The 19,344-nt window shown below is 66.3% G+C and carries 18 protein-coding genes; 12 read left to right on the top strand and 6 right to left on the bottom strand.

Going from position 1 to position 19,344, the window contains the following annotated elements; all coding sequences use genetic code 11:
- Nucleotides 1-12 precede the first annotated feature (12 nt).
- From hrpB to phnF, 5 genes are all read right to left on the bottom strand, one after another.
- The gene (hrpB, locus tag JN280_RS01250) at nt 13-2,472 is read right to left on the bottom strand and encodes an ATP-dependent helicase HrpB (protein ID WP_202309736.1); all 2,460 of its coding nucleotides are present in this window, start codon (nt 2,470-2,472) and stop codon (nt 13-15) included.
- Complete coding sequence (locus JN280_RS01245; RefSeq protein ID WP_202309735.1) at nt 2,469-3,116, bottom strand: ATP-binding cassette domain-containing protein; 648 nt, start codon at nt 3,114-3,116, stop codon at nt 2,469-2,471. The genes hrpB and JN280_RS01245 overlap by 4 nt, the downstream gene beginning before the upstream one ends.
- A 13-nt stretch (nt 3,117-3,129) precedes the next feature.
- The gene (locus tag JN280_RS01240) at nt 3,130-4,809 is read right to left on the bottom strand and encodes an ABC transporter permease (RefSeq protein WP_202309734.1); all 1,680 of its coding nucleotides are present in this window, start codon (nt 4,807-4,809) and stop codon (nt 3,130-3,132) included.
- A gap of 110 nt (nt 4,810-4,919) precedes the next feature.
- On the bottom strand, nt 4,920-6,140 hold the full coding sequence (locus JN280_RS01235; RefSeq protein WP_202309733.1) for an ABC transporter substrate-binding protein: 1,221 nt from the start codon (nt 6,138-6,140) through the stop codon (nt 4,920-4,922).
- Between the two features lie 424 nt (nt 6,141-6,564).
- Entirely contained in the window at nt 6,565-7,308 is a 744-nt protein-coding gene (phnF, locus tag JN280_RS01230; RefSeq protein ID WP_202309732.1) for a phosphonate metabolism transcriptional regulator PhnF, read from the bottom strand.
- A gap of 109 nt (nt 7,309-7,417) precedes the next feature.
- Here phnF and phnG point away from each other — a divergent pair, with 109 nt between their 5' ends.
- From phnG to JN280_RS01185, 9 genes are all read left to right on the top strand, one after another.
- Complete coding sequence (gene phnG, locus JN280_RS01225; protein WP_202309731.1) at nt 7,418-7,888, top strand: phosphonate C-P lyase system protein PhnG; 471 nt, start codon at nt 7,418-7,420, stop codon at nt 7,886-7,888.
- Complete coding sequence (gene phnH, locus JN280_RS01220) at nt 7,888-8,493, top strand: phosphonate C-P lyase system protein PhnH (protein ID WP_202309730.1); 606 nt, start codon at nt 7,888-7,890, stop codon at nt 8,491-8,493. The genes phnG and phnH overlap by 1 nt, the downstream gene beginning before the upstream one ends.
- A 1-nt stretch (nt 8,494) precedes the next feature.
- The gene (locus JN280_RS01215; protein ID WP_202309729.1) at nt 8,495-9,595 is read left to right on the top strand and encodes a carbon-phosphorus lyase complex subunit PhnI; all 1,101 of its coding nucleotides are present in this window, start codon (nt 8,495-8,497) and stop codon (nt 9,593-9,595) included.
- Nucleotides 9,592-10,476: an alpha-D-ribose 1-methylphosphonate 5-phosphate C-P-lyase PhnJ gene (locus tag JN280_RS01210; protein WP_202309728.1), complete on the top strand. Its 885-nt coding sequence runs from the start codon at nt 9,592-9,594 to the stop codon at nt 10,474-10,476. Before JN280_RS01215 ends, JN280_RS01210 begins: the two co-directional genes overlap by 4 nt.
- Before the next feature lie 199 nt (nt 10,477-10,675).
- On the top strand, nt 10,676-11,452 hold the full coding sequence (gene phnK, locus JN280_RS01205) for a phosphonate C-P lyase system protein PhnK (RefSeq protein WP_202309727.1): 777 nt from the start codon (nt 10,676-10,678) through the stop codon (nt 11,450-11,452).
- A gap of 2 nt (nt 11,453-11,454) precedes the next feature.
- Nucleotides 11,455-13,035, top strand: coding sequence for an IS4 family transposase (locus JN280_RS01200; RefSeq protein WP_244742775.1), 1,581 nt, complete (start codon nt 11,455-11,457; stop codon nt 13,033-13,035).
- An 87-nt stretch (nt 13,036-13,122) separates the two neighbouring features.
- Nucleotides 13,123-13,830: a phosphonate C-P lyase system protein PhnL gene (phnL, locus tag JN280_RS01195; protein ID WP_202309726.1), complete on the top strand. Its 708-nt coding sequence runs from the start codon at nt 13,123-13,125 to the stop codon at nt 13,828-13,830.
- Nucleotides 13,827-14,444, top strand: a complete 618-nt coding sequence (locus tag JN280_RS01190; protein ID WP_202309725.1) for a DapH/DapD/GlmU-related protein — start codon at nt 13,827-13,829, stop codon at nt 14,442-14,444. Before phnL ends, JN280_RS01190 begins: the two co-directional genes overlap by 4 nt.
- 93 nt (nt 14,445-14,537) lie before the next feature.
- The gene (locus JN280_RS01185; protein ID WP_202309724.1) at nt 14,538-15,665 is read left to right on the top strand and encodes a Fic family protein; all 1,128 of its coding nucleotides are present in this window, start codon (nt 14,538-14,540) and stop codon (nt 15,663-15,665) included.
- Between the two features lie 19 nt (nt 15,666-15,684).
- Here the strand turns inward: JN280_RS01185 and JN280_RS01180 are convergent, their stop codons facing one another.
- The gene (locus tag JN280_RS01180) at nt 15,685-16,029 is read right to left on the bottom strand and encodes a GFA family protein (RefSeq protein ID WP_202309723.1); all 345 of its coding nucleotides are present in this window, start codon (nt 16,027-16,029) and stop codon (nt 15,685-15,687) included.
- Nucleotides 16,030-16,218: 189 nt separating this feature from the next.
- Between JN280_RS01180 and phnC the strand changes: the two genes are divergently transcribed.
- The 3 genes from phnC (at nt 16,219) to phnE (ending at nt 19,342) form a co-directional block, all read left to right on the top strand.
- Nucleotides 16,219-17,061 (top strand): phosphonate ABC transporter ATP-binding protein, encoded by an 843-nt coding sequence (gene phnC, locus JN280_RS01175; protein ID WP_202309722.1) that lies wholly within the window; start codon nt 16,219-16,221, stop codon nt 17,059-17,061.
- 84 nt (nt 17,062-17,145) lie between these two features.
- Complete coding sequence (gene phnD, locus JN280_RS01170) at nt 17,146-18,057, top strand: phosphonate ABC transporter substrate-binding protein (RefSeq protein ID WP_202309721.1); 912 nt, start codon at nt 17,146-17,148, stop codon at nt 18,055-18,057.
- A gap of 331 nt (nt 18,058-18,388) precedes the next feature.
- Nucleotides 18,389-19,342: a phosphonate ABC transporter, permease protein PhnE gene (gene phnE, locus JN280_RS01165; RefSeq protein ID WP_202309720.1), complete on the top strand. Its 954-nt coding sequence runs from the start codon at nt 18,389-18,391 to the stop codon at nt 19,340-19,342.
- Nucleotides 19,343-19,344 lie beyond the last annotated feature (2 nt).

Here is a 19,344-nt window from a genome sequence, read left to right as displayed (position 1 = left end):
GAGGGCAAACGGCTATTTTATCCTCGGCTTGGCCCGGTTGGTCGCGGCCGTATTGATCGGGTCGTCGGGCCAGACATGCCTGGGATAGCGGCCACGCATATCGGTGCGCACATCGGCCCAGGAGCCGCGCCAGAAGCCGGGCAGGTCGCGGGTCGTCTGGATGGGGCGGTGCGCCGGCGACAAGAGTTCCAGCGTCAGCGGGACGGTGCCTCCGGCGATGGCCGGATGACGGTCGAGGCCGAACAGTTCCTGCACGCGTATGGCGAGCACGGGCGCTTCGCCGTCGTAGCGGATCGGCACATGGCTGCCCGAGGGCGCATCGAAATGTGTGGGGGCGAGGGCTGCGATCCTGCGCTGCAGGTCGTGCGGCACCTGCGACAGGAGCCCGGCCTGGATGGCGCCGGGATCGATGCGCGAGAAGGCGGCTTCGCCCGCGAGGAAAGGCAGCAGCCAATCCTCCAGCGTGTCAATCAATGCCTTGTCCGACATATCGGGCCATGGGGCGCCGAGGCCGCTGTGCAGCCATTGCAGCCGGTGGCGCAGCGTCTCGGCCTCCTTGCTCCACGGCAGGAGGCCAAGGGCATGGGTCCGGATCGCGTCCAGTATGGCCTGGTCGGCCTCGGCGCCGGTCGGCGCGGGCAGCATTCGTTCGGACAGCAGGATGGCGCCGAGCCTTGCGGTCTCGCGCACGCGGACTGCGCGCCGCGCCGGATCGAAGGCGCTTTCGGTCCTGCGTTCGACGCGATCGCCGAGCGCGGCAAGGATATCGGCTTCGGCCACCGGCGCGGCTGCCGCGATCCGCGCATTCTGGGCCCTGCCCTGCAGGTCGACGACCACGAGGAAGTCCTCGCCGGCGAGCGGATCGGCGGCGTCGACCACGGCACCCCGACCATTGGCGAGCACGAAGCGGCCCCGCTCGCCGCGGGCCCTGGCGACACGGTCGGGCCAGGCCTGGAGCAGAAGCGTTCCGGCGGAAGAGGGTTGCTGAGGTCGCGACCCGCCGCCGGCCTGCCGTGTCAGCCTTTCGACGAGCTGGCGCGCGGCGACGGCGCGCGGCGATTTCTCCGTACGGAACCGCGCGAGCCGCCGCTCCAGATCGGCGCCGTCGCCGCCGAGGCCGCGTTCGGTAAGCAGAACGGCCAGCGTCGCGGCCTCCTGCGCCTCGCCCGAACGGGCCGCTTCGGCCACCATATGCGAGAGCCTCACTGGCAGCGCCAGCCGGCGCATCGCTTCCCCGCCGGGTGTCAGCCGTCCTGTCGGATCGATGGCGTGAAGGGCGAGGAGCAAGGCTCGCGCCTCGGCCAAAGCGGGGGCCGGCGGCGGGTCGAGGAAAGCGAGGCTCGTGGGATCGGCGACGCCGAAGGCGGCGCAGTCGAGGAGCAGTCCGGAAAGGTCGGCTTCGAGGATCTCGGGCGGCGTGAAGGCGGGCAGCGCGGCGGTCTGCTCGGCCCGCCACAGCCGGATCGCGACGCCGGGCTGGGTCCTGCCGGCGCGGCCGGCCCGCTGGAGCGCCGACGCCTGGCTGACGCGCACCGTCTCGAGCCGGGTCAGGCCGGTCGCCGGCTCGTATCGCGGCAGGCGCGATAATCCGGAATCGATGACCACGCGCACCCCGTCGATGGTGATCGAGGTTTCGGCGATCGAGGTCGCCAGCACCACCTTGCGGCGGCCTTCGGGCGCGGGGCGGATCGCTGCATCCTGCGCCTTGCTGTCGAGCTGGCCGTAAAGCGGCACCACGTCGACGTGCTCGGGCAGCCTGCCGGCCAGCCGCTCGGCAGTCCGTTCGATTTCGCGCTGGCCCGGCAGGAAGGCGAGCAGGCTGCCGGGCTCGGCTGCCAGGGCCTCGCGGATTGCCTTCGCCATGGCGTCTTCGATCGCGACGCCAGCGGGGCGCTCGTCGTGGCGCAACTCGACGGGGAAGGAGCGGCCCTCGCTTTCGATGACCGGCGCATCGCCGACGAGCTGCGCCACGCGCGCTCCGTCGAGTGTCGCCGACATGACGACAAGGCGCAGATCCGGTCGCAACGCCCCCTGGACGTCGAGCGCCAGCGCCAGGCCGAAGTCGCCGTCGAGCGAGCGTTCGTGGAACTCGTCGAAGATGATCGCCGCGATACCGGAGAGCTCGGGGTCGTCGAGGATCATGCGCGACAGGACGCCTTCGGTGACGATCACGACCCGTGTCGCCTTCGAGATGCGGTTCTCCATGCGCATCGCGTAGCCCACAGTCTGGCCGGGCTCCTCCCCGAGCAGTGACGCCATGCGCCGCGCAGCCGCGCGCGCCGCGAGCCGTCGCGGTTCGAGAAGCAGGATGCGTCCGTCGCCGCGCCATGCTGCATCCAGCAGAGCGAGCGGAACCAGCGTCGTCTTGCCGGCGCCGGGCGGTGCGACCAGCACCGCGTTAGGGCCGTCCCGGAGCGCTTGCTGCAGTGCCGGCAGCACGGACGTGACGGGGAGTTCCGGCAGCCGGATCATGGCTGGTCCCCGATGCGCACGATCGAGCCGCCGGCGGCCATCGCATCGGCCTGGTCATGGGTCACGAGCACCACGGGAAGCCTCGCCTCCCTGGCCTTGGTGAAGACCAGCTCGCGCATCTGCTGGCGCAGCTCCTGGTCGAGCTTCGAGAACGGCTCGTCGAGCAGCAGCAGGCGCGGAGAGGAGACGAGCACGCGTGCCAGCGCCACGCGGGCCTTCTGTCCGCCCGACAGCGTGTCGGGGTCACGCTCGCCGAGGCCAGCGAGGCCGACGCCGGCCAGAGTCTCCTCGGCCAGCGCCAGGCGGTTCTGCCTGCCTTTAAGGCCGGGCGCCATGGCGAAGGCCACGTTGCCGGCGACTGTCATGTGTGGAAACAGAAGCGGGTCCTGGAAGAGCAGGCCGGCGTGACGATCCTCGGCGGGCAGCGCGCTTAGCTCGATGTCGTCGACGAACACCTTGCCGCTCGCCGAGAAGGCCGGGTCCAGAAAGCCCCCGATATAAGCGAGCAGCGTCGACTTGCCTGAGCCGGATGGCCCCATGACCGTCAGCACGGCGCCGGGCGCGACATGGCCGGCGACCGAAAGCAGGGTGCGCCCGTCGAGCCGTATCGACACATGATCGAGGAAAAGGCCTGATTTCGTCATTCTTCCCGGGGGCTCAGACGCGCAGCGCGCGACGGCGCCGGAATATCAATGCCGGCACGGCCGTGGCAACCAGAAAGCCCAGCGCCGGCAGCATCATCTGGAAGAAGGCGTAGACGCCGATGACGCGGCGATTGCCGCCCGAGGCGAGGGCGACCGCTTCGGTGGTGATCGTTTCCAGCCGGCCGGCGCCGATCAGCACAGTCGGCAGGTACTGGCCGACCGAGACGGCGAAGCCGACCGCCGCAGCCGTCAGCACGGCCGGCAGGAGCATCGGCAGGCGGACGTGGAAGAGCGTGGTCCGCCGCGATTTGCCGAGACCGGCGGCGACCGCGTCGTAGCGCCGGTCATAGGCCCGCCACGGATCGGACAGCGACAGGAAGACATAGGGCAGGACAAAGATCAGATGCGCGAAGACGAGTGCCGAGAGGCCGGCCACGGCGCCGGAAAACGCGAAGAGAAGCTGCAAGCCGAAGAGGAAGGCGACCTGCGGGACGATCAGCGGCAGATAGATGAGGACGAGGGCCAGGCGGCCGCCGGTGCGGCCGGTCTCGAGCTTGCGCACGAGGCATAGAATCGCAAGCAGCACTGCGGTAAGCGTCGCGGCAAATGCGACGAGCAAGGTCGTCGCCAGCGGCGCGGCGATGCGGGGCAGGGATTTCGCCCAGCCCGCCATGGTGAAGCTCTCGGGCAATGCGTCGGGAAATTGCCAGAGGCCGGCGACGGACCAGAGGCATAGCACGGCCAGCCCGCCCGATATCACCACTGCCGGAACGAGCATGGCGAACAGCGCCACCCGGCACAGCCAGGCGTCGTGCCGAAGCCTGAGGCCGGCGAGAGCCGCACGGTCACGGATCGCCGCGCCAAGCCGTTCCAGTCCGACCCATGCGAGAAGTGCGGTCCCCGTGACTGCGAGTTGCAGAACCGCGCCAGCCGATGCGACGAAACGCATGTCCAGATCCGGATCGTTCATCCAGCCGAGGAGCCGCACCGCGAGCGGCGGGGGCGCGGTCGGTCCGAGGATCGCCGCCACGTCGACCACCGACGTAGCGAAGGCGATGACCGCGAAGACGGCGAGCCGCATCTGCCGGTAGAGCGAAGGCCAGAGCCCGAACAGGAAGCCGGCGATGCGCCCGTAGCCGAGCGTGCCCGCGAGCGCTCGGGTCCTGGCGACGTCGAGTTGGGGCAGGGCGGCGAGTGCGATGAGGAGCAGGAACGGAATCTCCTTCACCGCCAGCCCGGCCATCATCGAAAGGCCGAAGGGGTCGTTGACGACAAGAAGGTCGGGCGGTCTCGACCATCCCGTCAGTTCCGGCGAGATCAGACGGGAGATCATGCCTGACGGCGCAATGAGGAAGGCGAGGCCGAAGGCCGCCGCGGCGTGCGGAACGGACAGCAGCGGCGAGATCAGGTGCCGAACCCTTGCGAAGGCGCGGGTTCCGGCCCAGGCCGCGACGAAGAGCATGACGACCAGAACCGATATTGCCGTCGTGACGAGGCCCGAGGCCAGAGAGAGCGCGACCGATGTGAGAATACCAGGCGCGGCGAAGAGCCTTGCCGCATGGTCTGATGTCAGGCGCGTCCCTCCGAGCGACGGCAGATAGCCCAGCGCGGGAAGCAGCGTGCCGGCGAGCCCGGCCAGGATCGGACCCGCCAGGAGCGCGATCGCCAGCGGCGGACCGAGGCGGGTCAGCATGGCAAAGCAGGTGGACGTGCTTTCATCTCGCGTCGCGCCGTGCCGTTGCTGTTAATCGTCTGAGGTGGACAGGAGGCTGAGCGCCAGCTTTCCCAACTATGGCCAAGCGGCTAGTTCTCGACGCCATAACGCCGCTTCCATTCCTCGTCGATGCGCTCCATCCAGCTCGGATGCGGCTCGTCCAGCGCCGGGCCGAGCCGGTCGGGCGGCAAGGTTGCGACGCCCAGATCCAGAGCCGCGAAACGCGCCCGGTCCCCGGCGCCGAGTTTCGACATGGCAAGCACGGTCGGATCGCCCCAGCCCTTCGGGTCCTGCTTGCGGGCCTGGGCCTCGGGCGACAGCAGGAAGTCGGCCACGACGAGCGCGCCCGCCTTGGCGGCGGCGTTGTAGGGTATGGTCACGAAATGCGTGTTGGCGAGCGTGCCGGCCGGGAAGGCGAAGGAGCGCGCGGTATCGGGCAGTTCGCCTGACGCGATCGCGTTCGAGGCTTCCGATGGATTGAAGGCGAAGATGATGTCCACCTCGCCGTCGGCCAGTAGCTGCTTCATCGCCGGATAGTTCTGCGGAAAGGCTCTTCCGGAACGCCAGAGAACGGGGTTCAGCGCGTCGAGATAGGAAAAGAGCGGGGCCGTCACCGCGGCGAAACGGGCTTCATCGACCGGCTTTGTCAAGGCCGAGCGGTCGGTGACCACCTCGGAAAGCACCTGTTTCAGGAAGGACGTGCCGGTGAAATCCGGCGGCTGCGGATAGGTGAAGCGGCCGGGGTGTTGCCTGACCCATTCCAGCAGGGCCTTTGCCGATGTCGGCATCGTCTCGGGTGCCGTCCTTGCCGTGTCGTGGAAGAAGACCAGCTTGGCCATGCCCCACGGGCTTTCGAGGCCCTCCACCGGTATTGTGAAGTCGGTGCGGATGGTCGGCTTGCCCTCGACGTCGACATATTTCCAGTTGGGCAGCTTCTCGGCCCAGCCCGGTGACATCAAGAGCCCCTGCCGCTTCATCGAGGCGAAGTTCTCGCCATTGATCCAGATGAGATCGACCGTGCCGCCTTCGTTCCTGCCGGCCGCCTTCTCTGCCACCACCTTGGCGACCGCATTGGCGGTGTCGTCGAGCTTCACCTGGACGAGCTTCACATCATAGCGGCGCGCCACCTCGTCGGCAGCCCATTCGATATAGGCGTTGACGTTCTCGGCTCCACCCCAGGCATTGAAATAGACGGTCTCGCCCCTGGCCTCGGCAAGCACTTTGTCCCATTGCGCCGGATCGGGATCGCCCGCAAAGGCGCGCAGCGTCACGGTGGCCAGGGCGGCGGCGCAAAGCAGCAGTCTTTTCAAGGATGGACCTCCGGCGATTTCAGCCCGGATTGAGCATGGCGCCCCGAGGCCGGTCAATCAAACCTGGCCGGCCGTCGCCTCAATTCGATGTGAGGTGCGTCCTTCGAGGCTCGCTTCGCGAGCACCTCAGGATGAGGAAGGTTGGCGCTTCGCACCTATCCTGAGGCGAAGGGCAATACGCCCCTCGTCATGAGGTGAAGGGCGCTACGTCTTTCTTCGTGAGCTGAAGCGCACCACGATCCTCATCCCGAGGATGAGGAAGGTTGGCGCTACGCACCTATCCTGAGATGAAGGACAATACGCCCGTCGTGAGGTGAAGGGCGCCACGTCTCTCTTCGTGAGCTGAAGCGCACTACGATCCTCATCCTGAGGAGCGAGCGAAGCGAGCCTCGAAGGACGCACCGCGGGATCCGCGCAAGAAACGCTAGCTCTGGACCGTCAGTTCCACGCGGTCGGCGGCGAACCTTGTCTCGGCAAACTGGATCGGGCGACCGTCGGTGTCGACATTGACCGCGACCGCGACCAGCACGATCGCGCCGGGCGAGAGCTTGAGGTCGGCCAAGTCGGCCGCGTCGGCATGCCTGGCGGAGACGAGCGTCGACTTGCGGAAATAGTCGTCGACGCCGAACCGCTTGAGCGCGAGCGTGATCGAACCGGTGTCGGCAAAGGCCGCCTCGAAGCCGGCAAAACGCTTCGCGTCGAACCAGCTCGCGGCGCGCGACACCGGGCGCCCGTCGGCTTCGCTCAACGTTTCCAGGCGGATGACCGGCGCGCCTTCGGCGAGATCGAGCGCCTCGGCGACCCGAGCCTTCGCGGGCTCGGTCGCATGTGCCAGAAGGCTGCCGCGCCGGTCGCGTGCCTGGCCCTCCAGCCCGGCCGAGAAGCGTGTCCGCGCCGAGATCGGATAGGTCAGCCTCTGGCGGCGTTCGATGAAGGTCCCGCGGCCCTGCTCCGCGCGCAGCACTCCTTCCTGGACAAGCGCGGAGATCGCCGCGCGCACCGTGTGGCGGTTGACGCCGAAACGCTCCGACAGCACCAGCTCCGGCGGCAGCCGGTCGTCCTCGCCCAGCGTGCCGGCAGCGATGCCCTGCCGGATGCGGTCGGCGATCTGCCGCCACAACGCCACGCCGCTTCGCCTTTCCATGTCGGATGGTTCAGTCTTGGTCATCTTTTCCCGCCCCTGTCACGAACGCGTCATGGACGCGCGCTAGAGGTCTGTTATAATTTGTTCGGTTGTATAGAACAATAGACAAATAACCGAATTCAGCGAGGCAGGAATGAAGACGGATCGTCGGCAGGAAAAGGAAATGGAGGCGGCGCGCAAGGCGGCGATGGCCGCCCTGGCGTCGGCGCCCGGCGACATGCTGAAGCGGGTCTGGGCCGAAGCCGGCTTCGAAGTCGAGGCGCATCCCGTGCGTGGCCCCGAGACCGGCCTGGTCACCGTGCGCGGCCGGATAGGCGGCGGCGGTGCGCCCTTCAACTTCGGCGAGGCCACGGTGACCCGCGCCACGGTCAAGCTTGCTACCGGCGAGGTCGGTCATGCCTATGCTCTCGGCCGCGACAAGGAGAAGGCGCTGATGTCGGCGATTGCCGATGCGTTGTGGCAGGACCCCGCCCGGCGGGCCGATGTCGAAGCCAGGGTCGTCGCGCCGCTGCGCGCAGCACTTGCCGAGGCCGATGAGCGCCGTCGCGCCGAGACCGCGGCGACGAAGGTCGATTTCTTCACCATGGTACGCGGAGAGGACTGATGATCGATCAAACGGTAGACGGCGGCTTCGAGAATCCGGTCTTCGATGCGCAGACCGTATTCCGCGCCGTGATGGACGCCGTGGCGCGGCCGGGAACGGTGCGGCCTCTGCCTGGTTTCGCCCGCCCGCCTGCGCCCTTGTCGCCGGCCGCCGCCGCGGTAGCCCTCACCCTTTGCGACCACGATACGCCGGTCTGGCTGGATCCGCCGCTGCAGGCTTCCCAGGCGGTGCGGTCCTGGCTCGGCTTCCACAGCGGCGCTCCGCTCGCGGACAGGCCAACAGAAGCCCATTTCGCCATCGTTGCGAACCCTGCGGAACTGATCGCGCTGGAGAATTTCGCGCAAGGCACGCAGGAATATCCGGACCGCTCCGCGACGCTCGTCCTGCAGGTTGCAGGGCTGTCGTCCGGTCCGGGGCTGCTGCTCGAAGGGCCCGGTATCGAGACGACGGCGACAATCTCGCCTTCGCCGCTGCCGCGCCACTTCGTCGAGCAGTGGAAGCAGAACAACCAGCGTTTCCCGCGTGGCATCGACGTGGTCCTGGCGGCGCCCGATGGCATCGCCTGCCTGCCGCGCACCACGCGCATCAAGATGATGGAGGGCTGACATGTATGTTGCCGTGAAGGGCGGCGAGGCCGCCATCGAGAACGCCCACAGGCTGCTCGCCGACCGCCGCAGGGGCGACCGCTCGGTGCCGGCGCTGCGCATCGACCAGATCGTGGAACAGCTCGGCCTCGGCGTCGACCGGGTGATGAGCGAGGGCTCGCTCTATGACAAGGAGCTTGCCGCGCTCGCCGTCATCCAGGCGCGGGGCGACCTGATCGAGGCGATCTTCCTCGTCCGCGCCTATCGCACCACGCTTCCGCGCTTCGGCTATACGCGGCCGGTCGACACCGGCGGCATGTTGGTCGAGCGGCGCGTCTCCGCCACCTACAAGGACCTGCCCGGCGGCCAGCTGCTCGGGCCGACCTTCGACTATACCCACCGCCTGCTCGATCCCGGGCTGGCTGCCGGTGCGCCGGTCGACGAGGCCGAGCGGCGCGAAGCTTCCCCCGAGCGCATGCCGCGCGTTTCCGAGATTCTTGCCCATGAGGGACTGATCGAGGCCGACGGCGAGCTGCCGGAGGATCACACCACGGGCGACATCACCCGTGAGCCGCTGGAGTTCCCGATGGAGCGCGACATCCGCCTGCAGGCCCTGTCGCGCGGCGACGAGGGTTTCCTGCTGGCGCTTGGCTACTCCACCCAGCGCGGCTATGGGCGCAACCATCCCTTCGTCGGCGAAATCCGCATCGGCGAGGTCGAGCTGGAGCTCGACGTGCCCGAGCTTCCGTTCTCCGTCCCGCTCGGCCGCGTCCGGGTGACCGAATGCCAGATGGTGACCCAGTTCAAGGGCTCGGCCAAGGCGCCGCCGCAGTTCACCCGGGGTTATGGGCTGGTCTTCGGGCAATCCGAACGCAAGGCCATGGCCATGTCGCTGTGCGACCGCGCGCTGAGAGCCCGCGAGTTCGACGAGGACGTCGTGGCGCCCGCCCAGGACGAGGAGTTCGTCATCTCCCACTCCGACAACGTCCAGGCCACCGGTTTCGTCGAACATCTCAAACTGCCCCACTATGTCGACTTCCAGGCCGAGCTCGACCTCGTGCGGCGCATGCGCGCCGAACACGACGCGCGGGAACGGACCGAAACGCGGGAGGCTGCGGAATGAACATCCAGGCGACTGATATCGCGTCCTACAACTTCGCCTATCTCGACGAGCAGACGAAGCGCATGATCCGGCGGGCGATCCTCAAGGGCATAGCCATTCCGGGCTACCAGGTGCCTTTCGCGTCGCGCGAAATGCCGATGCCCTACGGCTGGGGCACCGGCGGCGTACAGGTGACCGCCTCGATCATCGGGCCCGACGACGTGCTGAAGGTCATCGACCAGGGCGCCGACGACACCACCAACGCCGTGTCCATCCGGGCCTTCTTCCGCAAGGTGGCCGACGTGGCGGTGACGACTGAAACGGCCAGGGCGACGATCATCCAGACACGCCACCGCATCCCGGAATATCCGCTCAGCGAAGGCCAGACGCTGGTCTACCAGGTCCCGATTCCCGAGCCCTTGCGCTTCCTCGAACCGCGCGAGACCGAGACGCGCAAGATGCACGCCCTCGAGGAATACGGGCTGATGCATGTGAAGCTCTACGAGGACATCGCCAGGCATGGCCGCATCGCCACGACCTATGACTATCCGGTAAAGGTCGAGGGGCGCTACGTGATGGATCCTTCGCCGACGCCGAAATTCGACAATCCCAAGATGCATATGTCGCCGGCGCTCCAGCTCTTCGGCGCCGGCCGCGAGAAGCGCATCTACGCTATTCCGCCCTTCACCGAGGTGGTCAGCCTCGACTTCGAGGACCATCCCTTCGAGATCCAGACCTTCGACCAGCCTTGCGCGCTCTGCGGTGCGAACAACGTCTATCTCGACGAAGTCATCCTCGACGACCGCGGCGGGCACATGTTCGTCTGCTCCGACACAGACCACTGCGAGAAACGGCGGGAAGAAGGGCATGTGGGGCACCTGGCGGCGGAGACACAGCGATGACGGCGGGCGTGGATCACCCCCCTCTGGCCTGCCTGATATCTCCCCTCAAGGGGGGAGATCGGCTGTGGCACCGACTACCTCATTTTTCAACGTTCTCGATTGGCGACTGCAGTTCGGCCGTCGGATCTCCCCCCTTGAGGGGGGAGATGGCCGGCAGGCCAAAGGGGGGTGACCCCGCATACAGCACGAGGCTGGAGCAATGACCGACGAACCTCTTCTGCGCGTGACGGCGCTGTCGAAATATTACGGCTCCCGCATTGGCTGCGAGAACATCACTTTCGACCTGTGGCCGGGCGAGGTACTGGCGGTGGTCGGCGAATCCGGTTCGGGCAAGACGACGCTGCTCAACTGCCTGTCCACGCGGCTCTTGCCGACATCGGGCACGGCCAGCTACCGGATGCGCGATAGTGTCTTCCGCGACCTCTACCGCATGAGCGAGGCCGAGCGCCGGTTTCTCATGCGCACCGACTGGGGTTTCGTCCACCAGAACCCGGCCGACGGCTTGCGCATGACCGTTTCGGCCGGCGCCAATGTCGGAGAGCGGCTGATGGCGGTGGGCGACAGGCATTACGGCCGCATCCGCTCGACCGCGGTCGACTGGCTGTCGCGCGTCGAGATCGGCGAGGATCGCATCGACGACGAGCCGCGCGCCTTCTCAGGCGGCATGCGCCAGCGGCTGCAGATCGCGCGCAATCTCGTCACCGGCCCGCGCCTCGTCTTCATGGACGAGCCGACGGGCGGCCTCGACGTCTCGGTGCAGGCGCGCCTGCTCGATCTCCTGCGCGGACTGGTCACCGACCTCGGGCTCGCCGCGATCGTCGTCACCCACGACCTCGCCGTGGCGCGGCTGCTGTCGCAGCGCATGATGGTGATGAAGGACGGCCATGTGGTCGAGACCGGCCTTACCGATCGCGTGCTCGACGATCCGCGCGCGCCCTACACCCAGCTTCTCGTCTCGTCGATACTGCAGGTTTGAAAATGTTCGCCATGGAAAACGCCGGCCAAGCGGGGCGTTCCGTCGCGCCCCCCTCTGTCCTGCCGGACATCTCCCCCACAAGGGGGGAGATCGGCTGTCACCCCCACCTTCGCCAATCGTCTGCGTTTCAGAACAATTGCATCCGACGCGGCCGTCCGATCTCCCCCCTTGAGGGCTACGACATTCACACATCGTGGGGGGCGAGTTGCGGTGTCGGCGAAAGTCTGACTCCCTGTTGCTGTGATTCGGCTGATGGAGAGGCAGATGGACCTTGGTTTTGGGGAGTTCGGAGACGCTCGCCTGAAAGATGCGGGGTTTTTTTGCATGAGCGGCTGGTGTCGGCGGGTGGCTGGGGGAGCAGCGTGCGCGCGCTGGGCGGCGGCCGCTCCGGCGAGATGCGGATCACGCGCTTTCTGCACAACCCGAAGGTGACGGTCGGCGCGATGCTGGAGACGGCCTCGGCCCGCACGTGCTTGCAAGTTGGTGGCCGTCATGTGCTGGCGATCCAGGACACGACGTCTGTTCGGGTGGACGAAAAAGGCATCGGCCTGTCCGTGCACCCGCTGATTGCCGCGGATGCGACCAGCGGCTTTGTGTTGGGCCTTGTCGATGCGTTCTTTCTGGATCGCCGCGGTGGTGTGAAGGCGACGCGCACCAAACGGGACTTCGCGGACAAGGACAGCCGGCGCTGGCTCGACGGCGCCGAAAGCGCGCGCCGGCTGTGGGACGCCGGCGCGACCTGCGTGACGGTCGTCGAGGACCGCGAGGGGGACATTTACGAGTGCTTCGCCTTCAAGCCGGACCATGTCGAGAAGCTGGTACGGGCCGCGCAGGACCGGCTTCTGGCCGACGAGACCCATCTGTTTGCCGCCGCAGAGAGCTGGCCCGAAGCCGGGCAGATGACGGTCGCGTTGCCGGCCATTCCGGGCCGCAAGGCCCGCACGGCCACTCTCGGCGTGCGCTTCGGCCGTGTCGAGATCGCAAGGCCCAGGAACCGCAAAGCCCAGGCGGGAACCCGGGTGCTGCCGAAGACCGTCACGCTCAGCATGGTCGATGCCCGCGAAATCGATCCGCCGCACGGCCAGGAGCCGGCGCATTGGCGGCTGCTCACAACACATCAGGTCACCGATCTGGCCGATGCACGGCGCATCATCGGCTTTTATCGTCTGCGCTGGACCATCGAGCAGCTGTTTCGGACCACCAAGACAAAGGGCTTTGACATCGAGGCGCTTCGCCAGCAGGAGGGCGGGCCGCTGGAAAAGCTCGTAACAGCAACCCTCATCGCCGCCGTCACGGTGATGCAACTCGTTGCCGAGCGCGACGGCAAGCTCGAGCGGCCGCTCAGCGACGCCTTCGATCCCGACGACCAACCGGTGCTCGAACGCGTCAGCCACAGCCTTGAGGGAAAGACCCAGAAGCAGAAAAACCCCCATCCCAAAGGCACATTGGCCTTCGCTGCCTGGGTCTTCGCACGGCTCGGTGGATGGACCGGATATTACGGAAAGCCCGGCCCCATCGTCATGCTCAGAGGCCTCACCAAATTCCACGCAATCAAGCATGGCTGGACCCTCCGAGATGTGTGAATCTCGTAGCCTTGTGGGGGAGATGTCCGGCAGGACAGAGGGGGGCAACGTAGAGCGTCACGCAAGAAAGGAAGGGGAGGCACGCTGATGCCGACGCCGCTCGTCGTTTCCGAAGTCGCCAAGAGCTTCACCATGCATCTGCGCGACGGCATCCGCCTGCCTGTCGTGGCCGGCGTCTCCTTCGCGCTGAGATCGGGTGAATGCGCTGTGCTCGGTGGCCCTTCCGGCGCGGGCAAGAGCTCGATCCTGAAGATGGTCTACGGCAACTATGCCGTCGACGAAGGCCAGATCATCGTCAGCCATGACGGCCATCTGGTCGACCTCGCCGCCGCAACGCCGCGCACGGTGCTCGCCATCCGCCGCAACACGATCGGCTATGTCAGCCAGTTCCTGCGCACGGTGCCGCGTGTCTCGGCGCTCGACGTCGTCGCCGAGCCGCTGGTCGCGCGCGGCGAGGAGAAGGAGGCCGCGCGATCGCAGGCCCGGGAATATCTGGCGCGGCTCAACCTTCCCGAACGGCTCTGGTCGCTGCCGCCCGCCACCTTTTCGGGCGGCGAGCAGCAGCGCGTGAACATCGCGCGCGGTTTCATCACCGCCCATCCGATCCTCCTGCTCGACGAGCCGACCGCCTCGCTCGACGCGAAGAACCGCGAGGTTGTGATCCGGATGATCGAGGAGAAGAAGAAGGCCGGCGTCGCGCTGCTCGGCATCTTCCACGATGCGGATGTGCGCGAAGCGGTCGCCGACCGGATCATCGACGTCACCGAATTCGCGGCCGGGAAGATCGCTGCATGAGAAAGAAACTCTCGGAAACGCCGCTCGTCCACGAGACGGCGGACGTGCAGGCCTCCACGCTCGGCCGCTACACGGAGATCGCCGAGCGCTGCCGGGTGCAGGAGACCGAACTGGGCGACTATTCCTACATGATGCAGGACTGCTCGGCCTGGTGCGTCACGATCGGCAAGTTCTCCAACATCGCGGCAAGCGTCCGCATGAACGCGACCAATCATCCGGTGTCGCGCCCGACGCTTCATCACTTCACCTACCGGGCCTCGGACTATTGGGACGATGCCGAGCACGAGGCGGACTTCTTCGCCATGCGCCGCGCGAGACGCGTGACCATCGGCCATGACACCTGGCTCGGCCATGGCGCGACCATCCTGCCGGGCGTCACCGTCGGCGACGGCGCGGCGGTGGGGGCAGGCGCGGTCGTGTCGAAGGATGTCGCGCCCTACACGATCGTCGGCGGCGTGCCGGCCCGGCCGATCCGCGAGCGCTTCGACCGCCGGACCGCCGAACGCTACCAGGCACTAGCCTGGTGGGACTGGGACCATATCAGGCTGCGCGCCGCGCTCGACGATTTCCGCGGGCTGTCCGCGGAGGCGTTCCTGGAGAAATACGGCGGATAGAATAAGCTCGATGCGGAGATAGGCTCGACTAATATCCGCATCCTTGCGGATATTAGTCTTGTTAAGCTCCGCATCGGCGTCTAGTTTCGATGGATGGCCTACATCTGGCAATCGCCTGACTGGCCGGCTTTCCGCTGGCGCGATGAAGAGCTGACGACGCAACTCGTCGCGGTGCGCCACGAGCAGGGCAGACTATTCGGCCGCATTGAGGTGCTCGGCTTCAAGGTCCGGGAAGACACGCTGCTTCAGACGCTCACAGAAGACGTCGTGAAGAGTTCCGCAATCGAAGGTGAGCGGCTGGACGAACAGCAGGTACGATCCTCCCTGGCGCGCCGGCTCGGCATCGACATCGACGGCTTCGTGGCGCCCGACAGGTCCGTAGAGGGCATCGTGCACATCACGCTCGACGCGACGATGAACTGCTGGAAGCCGCTGACGGCCGAACGGCTTTTCCAGTGGCACGCCGCCCTCTTTCCGACCGGCCGCAACGAATGGGGACAAAAGCTCCGTGTCGGCGCCTGGCGCAACGATTCGAGGGGGCAGATGCAGGTGGTGTCCGGCTCGTTCGGCCGCGAGAAGGTGCATTATGTCGCCCCTCCCGCTGGTCTGCTGGAGGCCGAGATGACGGCCTTTCTCAATTGGTTCAATGCCGCGCCTGCGATCGATCCGACCCTGAAAGCGGCCGTCGCTCACCTCTGGTTCGTCGCGATCCACCCATTTGACGACGGCAATGGTCGTATCACGCGCGCCATCGCCGACATGGCGCTCGCACGTGCCGACGCCGGACCACAACGGCTCTACTCGATGTCGGCCGCCATCGAGCGGGCGCGGCGCGACTACTACGATGTTCTCAAGGTGACTACGAGCGGCGAAGACCTCGACGTGACGCGGTGGAACCGATGGTTCGTGGATCGCCTCGGCCACGCCGTCTCCAACGCCATGGCCACCCTGGACAATGTGATGTTCAAGGCCCGTTTCTGGCAGACATATTCGGCGCTCGATCTGAATGCCCGCCAGGCAAAGGTGCTCGATCGCCTGCTCGAGGGCGACTTCGAAGGCAAATTGACGTCAACCAAATGGGCGAAGCTGGCGAAGACCTCGCAGGATACGGCCGCACGCGACATTGCGGATCTTGTCGCCAAGGGTCTGCTACAAAAGAGCGCTGCAGGCGGGCGCAGCACCGCCTACGAGTTGATCGCGAGCCTGCCGTCAACGGACTGAACGACGCAGCCCTGCCAATTCACCGGCTGCGGCCGTCGAACGGTATGCGCTGCAGGGTCGAGAGGTCGATCTCCTCGATGCAGCGCACATTGATCGAGGCCATCTCCCGTCCCTTCGGATCGACCCCGAAGCCGAATGGCGCGCAGCCGCAGTTCCTGCAGAACAGATGGTCGATGAAGTGCTTGTTGAACTTGTATGTCGCCAGCGCCTCGGGCGGCGTGTGGAGCGTCAGCTTGTCACGCGGCACGAACCACAGGAGGTAGCCCTTGCGGCTGCAATGCGAGCAATTGCATTCGATGACGCTGCCCGGCTCGCCCTCGACGTCGAACGCGACATTCCCGCAGTGGCAGCTTCCCTTGACCATGGGCTTCCTCCATCGGTTGCATGAGCTGCCAGTCCTACGATTGGCTCCGACCGCAGGCAAACCAGACGCGGCCCTTTCGCACTGTTGAACGTAACAAAACTGACATCATACTGACACCGCCGCTTCATGCTGGTCCGGTAGCGGGTTGTTCCCGACGGGACCGAAGAGTTCCGGGTCAGGGAAGCTGTCATGCTTGAGATCCGCAACGTCACTCGCCGCTTCGGCGCGAACACTGCTGTCGGCGGCGTCGTCCTCGACATCCCGCAGGGCCAGATGGTCGGCATCATCGGCCGCTCCGGCGCCGGCAAGTCGACGCTTCTTCGCATGATCAACCGTCTCATCGACCCCAGCCAGGGGTCGATTCTGTTTGAGGGGACCGACGTCTCCAAGCTGGCGGGCTCGGCGCTGCGCCGGTGGCAGCGCGACTGCGCCATGATCTTCCAGCAGTTCAACCTCGTTCCCCGGCTCGACGTGCTGACCAATGTGCTGCTCGGCCGCCTCAATCACCGTTCGACCGCCCTCAACCTTCTCAACATCTTCTCCCGCGAGGAACGCGCCATGGCCATCTCGGCGCTGGAGCGCCTTGATATCGCGCGCACCGCGCTGCAGCGCGCCGGCACGCTTTCGGGCGGCCAGCAGCAGCGCGTCGCCATCGCCCGCGCCCTGATGCAGCAGCCGAGGATGATCCTCGCCGACGAGCCGATCGCCTCGCTCGATCCGTTGAACGCCAAGGTGGTGATGGATGCGCTGGCCGACATCAACCGCCGCGAGGGGATCACCGTCATCACCAACCTGCATACGCTCGACACGGCCCGTGCCTATTGCAACCGCATCATCGGCATGGCCGCCGGCCGGGTCGTCTTCGACGGCGCCCCAAGTGATCTCGACCGTGACGCCGTGCGGCTTGCCTATGGCGCCGACGGCGACGGCAACGAGATTTCAGAGGCCATCACCTCGACCAGCATCCACAGCGGAAAGCCCAGGAAATTCCAATCCGCCGGACCGCTCGAACCCGCCTTTGCCGGGCTCTGAGCTTCGCGATCGCCTTGCCCGCGTAACGGGCCTCAACACGACATCCGGTCCGGCATCGCGCGGACGACAACAGGAGAGACATCCATGTTCAGGAAGATTCTTTTCGGCGCCGTATCTCTCGTGGCCATGGCCGTGGGCGCGGCCCAGGCCGAGGACCTCAAGGAGTTCCGCATCGGCCTGATCGGCGGCGAGAACGAAGCCGACCGCCTGCGCAACTTCCAGTGCCTGGTCGACCAGCTTCCCTCGGTGCTTGGCGTCGAGAAGGTGTCGCTGTTCCCGGCCGCCGACTATGACGGCACCGTCCAGGGCCTGCTCGGCGGCACGCTCGACTATGCCGAACTCGGCGCTTCGGGCTATGCCAAGATCTATCTGCAGAACGACAAGGCGGTCGAGCCGATCCTGACCACCGTCCAAACCGACGGCGCCACGGGCTACTACTCGATCATGGTAGCCCGCAAGGATTCCGGCATCAAGTCGCTCGCCGACCTGAAGGGCAAGAAGCTCGGCTTCGCCGATCCCGACTCCACCTCGGGCTACCTGATCCCCGTCACCTCGCTGCCGGCCGATCTCGGCAACACTCCGGTGAAGGACTATTTCGGCGAGACCGGCTTCGGCGGCGGCCATGAGAACCTGGTGCTGGAGGTGTTGAAGGGCACCTTCGCTGCTGGCACGACCTGGGGCTCCGGCGTCGGCGAATTCTCGGAAGGCTATACTTCCGGCAACCTCAGGAAGATGGTCGACAAGGGCATCCTCGACATGGACGACCTCGTCGAAATCTGGAAGTCGCCGCTGATCCCGAACGGTCCGATCGTCGTGCGCACCACGCTCGACGCCGACATCAAGGCCAAGTTCAAGGACTTCATGCTGAAGCTGCCGGAAACCGACGCGGCCTGCTTCTCGGCGATCCAGGGCGGCGACTTCAAGAGCTTCACCGAGGTCACGCCGGAGTTCTACGCGCCGATCATCGCCGCCCGCAAAGCGCAGATCGGCGGTTGAGCCGTCAGGCTTTTCGAGCGCGCCGCGGGGCAACCGCGGCGCGCTTGTCTTATGTCGAGGGAGAGAGCTTTCGACCGTAGTTTGGCCCCTCATCTGCCTGCCGGCATCTTCTCCCCGTGAAGGACGGGGAGAAGACGGCTTGCCGCAATGACGGAACTCTTCCTTGCAGCCGTGACGATTGGCGAAATCGTGGAAGACATCAGTCTTCTCCCCGTCCTTCACGGGGAGAAGATGCCGGCAGGCAGATGAGGGGCGGAGTGACGGTCAAAGTCCGAATCGAAGTCGACTGGACGTTTCCACATCCTGTCGGCAAGCATTGAGTGGACATTTCATGAGCGTGACCCTTTCGGATACTGGCCTTGCCGTCGAGCGCCACTGGCGCGAGCTTGCCGCCCGGCGGCGTCTCTACACGATCGGCGGCGTGCTCTTCATGGTGGTCGCGATGGCCGGCTCGCTCTGGTTCGCCAATGAGAGCAATGCCGGCAAGTTCTGGGACCGGCTGCCCCATCTGTTCGATTTCATCGGCGACATGATCCCGCGCGACGGCTGGGAGGTCTGGCGCGCTCTGTTCGATCTTCCTTCGCCCTATGCCGACGGCAGCCTGAAATACGACTATCCGGAGGGCCGGGTCTATCTGACCCGGTCGCTCTATCTGCCCGAATATTTCTACAAGATGCTCGAGACGCTCAACATCGCGCTCGTCTCGACGCTGGTCGGCTTCGCCCTCGGTTTCGTTCTCTGCTTCCTGGCTGCCTCAAATCTCGTGACGCGGCGCTGGCTGCGCTTCTTCGTGCGGCGTTTCATGGAGATCCTGCGTGCCTTTCCGGAGATCGTCATCGCCGGCTTCTTCCTGGCCGTTCTGTCGCTCGGTCCGGTGCCGGCGATCATCGCCGTGATGATCCACACGATCGGCGCGCTCGGCAAGATGTTCTTCGAAGTGGTCGAGAACGCAGACATGAGGCCGGAAGAGGGGCTGCGCGCTGCCGGCGCCAACTGGATCGAGCGCGTCTGGTTCGCGATCGTGCCGCAGGTCATGCCGAACTTCCTGAGCTATGCCCTGTTGCGACTGGAGATCAATGTGCGCGCCTCCACCATCATCGGCGCGGTCGGCGGCGGCGGCATCGGCGAGGAGCTGCGCCTGTCGATCAGCCGCAACCATGAGGCCAAGACGCTCGCGATCATCCTGCTCCTGCTCCTGACGATCATCGCGGTCGACCAGTTCTCGGCCTGGCTGCGCAAGAAGCTCGTCGGCGACCAGGCTTTCGCTTTCGGCAGGGGAGCTTGACC

Source organism: Mesorhizobium sp. L-8-10 (assembly GCF_016756635.1).
Lineage (GTDB): Bacteria > Pseudomonadota > Alphaproteobacteria > Rhizobiales > Rhizobiaceae.
This window is presented reverse-complemented; position numbering and strand designations above follow the sequence as displayed.

What these genes read in the sequence shown, in the direction of transcription:
- phnF (WP_202309732.1), bottom strand. Translation starts at nt 7,308, where the DNA reads ATGACCAAGACTGAACCATCCGACATGGAAAGGCGAAGCGGCGTGGCG.
- phnG (WP_202309731.1), top strand. Translation starts at nt 7,418, where the DNA reads ATGAAGACGGATCGTCGGCAGGAAAAGGAAATGGAGGCGGCGCGCAAG.
- JN280_RS01200 (WP_244742775.1), top strand. Translation starts at nt 11,455, where the DNA reads ATGTTCGCCATGGAAAACGCCGGCCAAGCGGGGCGTTCCGTCGCGCCC.
- phnK (WP_202309727.1), top strand. Translation starts at nt 10,676, where the DNA reads ATGACCGACGAACCTCTTCTGCGCGTGACGGCGCTGTCGAAATATTAC.
- JN280_RS01215 (WP_202309729.1), top strand. Translation starts at nt 8,495, where the DNA reads ATGTATGTTGCCGTGAAGGGCGGCGAGGCCGCCATCGAGAACGCCCAC.
- JN280_RS01190 (WP_202309725.1), top strand. Translation starts at nt 13,827, where the DNA reads ATGAGAAAGAAACTCTCGGAAACGCCGCTCGTCCACGAGACGGCGGAC.
- phnE (WP_202309720.1), top strand. Translation starts at nt 18,389, where the DNA reads ATGAGCGTGACCCTTTCGGATACTGGCCTTGCCGTCGAGCGCCACTGG.
- phnC (WP_202309722.1), top strand. Translation starts at nt 16,219, where the DNA reads ATGCTTGAGATCCGCAACGTCACTCGCCGCTTCGGCGCGAACACTGCT.
- phnD (WP_202309721.1), top strand. Translation starts at nt 17,146, where the DNA reads ATGTTCAGGAAGATTCTTTTCGGCGCCGTATCTCTCGTGGCCATGGCC.
- phnH (WP_202309730.1), top strand. Translation starts at nt 7,888, where the DNA reads ATGATCGATCAAACGGTAGACGGCGGCTTCGAGAATCCGGTCTTCGAT.
- hrpB (WP_202309736.1), bottom strand. Translation starts at nt 2,472, where the DNA reads ATGATCCGGCTGCCGGAACTCCCCGTCACGTCCGTGCTGCCGGCACTG.
- JN280_RS01185 (WP_202309724.1), top strand. Translation starts at nt 14,538, where the DNA reads ATGGCCTACATCTGGCAATCGCCTGACTGGCCGGCTTTCCGCTGGCGC.
- JN280_RS01240 (WP_202309734.1), bottom strand. Translation starts at nt 4,809, where the DNA reads ATGCTGACCCGCCTCGGTCCGCCGCTGGCGATCGCGCTCCTGGCGGGT.
- JN280_RS01210 (WP_202309728.1), top strand. Translation starts at nt 9,592, where the DNA reads ATGAACATCCAGGCGACTGATATCGCGTCCTACAACTTCGCCTATCTC.
- phnL (WP_202309726.1), top strand. Translation starts at nt 13,123, where the DNA reads ATGCCGACGCCGCTCGTCGTTTCCGAAGTCGCCAAGAGCTTCACCATG.
- JN280_RS01180 (WP_202309723.1), bottom strand. Translation starts at nt 16,029, where the DNA reads ATGGTCAAGGGAAGCTGCCACTGCGGGAATGTCGCGTTCGACGTCGAG.
- JN280_RS01245 (WP_202309735.1), bottom strand. Translation starts at nt 3,116, where the DNA reads ATGACGAAATCAGGCCTTTTCCTCGATCATGTGTCGATACGGCTCGAC.